General features: G+C 34.7%; 1 protein-coding gene and 1 pseudogene. One reads left to right on the top strand and one right to left on the bottom strand.

From position 1 onward, the window contains the following. Nucleotides 1-194: 194 nt before the first annotated feature. On the top strand, nucleotides 195-830 hold the full coding sequence (locus ACFIM6_RS09850; protein WP_375612671.1) for a hypothetical protein: 636 nt from the start codon (nucleotides 195-197) through the stop codon (nucleotides 828-830). A gap of 198 nt (nucleotides 831-1,028) precedes the next feature. Here the strand turns inward: ACFIM6_RS09850 and ACFIM6_RS09845 are convergent. Beyond that, a pseudogene (locus ACFIM6_RS09845) lies at nucleotides 1,029-1,409 on the bottom strand (hypothetical protein); the annotation flags it as partial.

Here is a 1,409-nt window from a genome sequence, read left to right as displayed (position 1 = left end):
CCGCCTTCAAAACGGCGCGATTGAAAATTCACGGTACCACTGAACATGTCACCACTTGCACCACGTATCGCCCACCCCGTTTTGGTACCTAGATCAAAACAAAGAATCGTGTTAATCACAGCGCCACTCCATACGAAATGTATTTTATAAGATTGTTTTTTTCCGAAAATGAAGGAAAGAAGGGTGTATAGGATATGGAAACAATACTTAAATGGATAAGTGCATTAGATACTACTGTCATTGCTATTCTTAATGGAATTTTCCTTTTTTGGTTTAGAAAACAAGACTTAAAAAAAATAGATGAACAAATAAAGCACCTTGAAAGCCAAGCTGAAACGGCAAAAAAACATCTCACCATCTTATGGCAAGAAAAAGAAACGCGAGACTTAGGTCCAAATCTAAAGGTTGTTATAGATGGGAAACCATACGCATATAGGAGCGGTAAAGATTTCTTTATTAGAGTAGATGTAATCATAAAAAATCCTACAAAATATTCAATAAAAATGAATAATTTTCAGATAGATAAAAAAAGTCCGTTTGCATTTGTTGAAGGTGGTTCTATAGATCATGTAATAGCTTTTACCCCTGAGAATGAAAAATACATGGGGTTTGAAAGCCCTTTTAGAGCAGACTTAAACTCTCAGGACATATGCGGCTATTTTAGTCTAAAAAGACATGAAAAAGCACTATTTACTCTCACAGTTCGCCACCTCAAACCAAATATCGAAACTGTACCAATCTTTATCATTGAACACACTTCATCAAATCACCCAGAAAGAGTGGTTCAAACTAAGTTTTGGCCTAGCTTTTTTCTATCTTTTGAAGAATAGAAAATGTTAGAAGGAGATAATTTTTGAATTATCTTTTCTTGCTCGTGTATTATTTTATCTTTTTCCATTATCTCATCTCTTAAATTTTGTGTCTTTTTATAGAAGTAATAAACGTGATAAAGTGCCACTACGTTACAAATTATTAATGTGATATATTTAGATAAATACTTAATTTCTTCTGGACTCATCCCTCTCACCTCACTTACTTTTCTTCTTATTCTTATGAGGCGGCGCTTTTACTGCTTCATCACGCTGTTTAAGCTCTTGTGTTAGTCTTTGAATTTTCTCGTCACGTTCTTTAATCTCTTGCTTCAGTTGTTTAATTTCCTCGTCGTCGCGTTCTTCAATCTCTTGCTTCAATTCTTTAATTTCCTCGTCGCGTAATTGCACATCTGCTTTTAGTGTCCGTATCTTTTCACTTTTCCGTGTAAACTCTTCTCGATACGCATCTATACTTTGTTTTAGTTCTTCAGTCTTTTGTTTAAGTTCTTTAATTTCCTTGTCACGTGATTGAACATCTGCTTCGAGTGTCATTACAACTTCACTTACATTTCTGAACGCCTTTTCATGCTCTTCAGT

It is taken from the genome of Bartonella sp. AA9NXGY (assembly GCF_042196845.1).
In the GTDB taxonomy this organism is placed as follows: domain Bacteria; phylum Pseudomonadota; class Alphaproteobacteria; order Rhizobiales; family Rhizobiaceae; genus Bartonella.
This window is presented reverse-complemented; position numbering and strand designations above follow the sequence as displayed.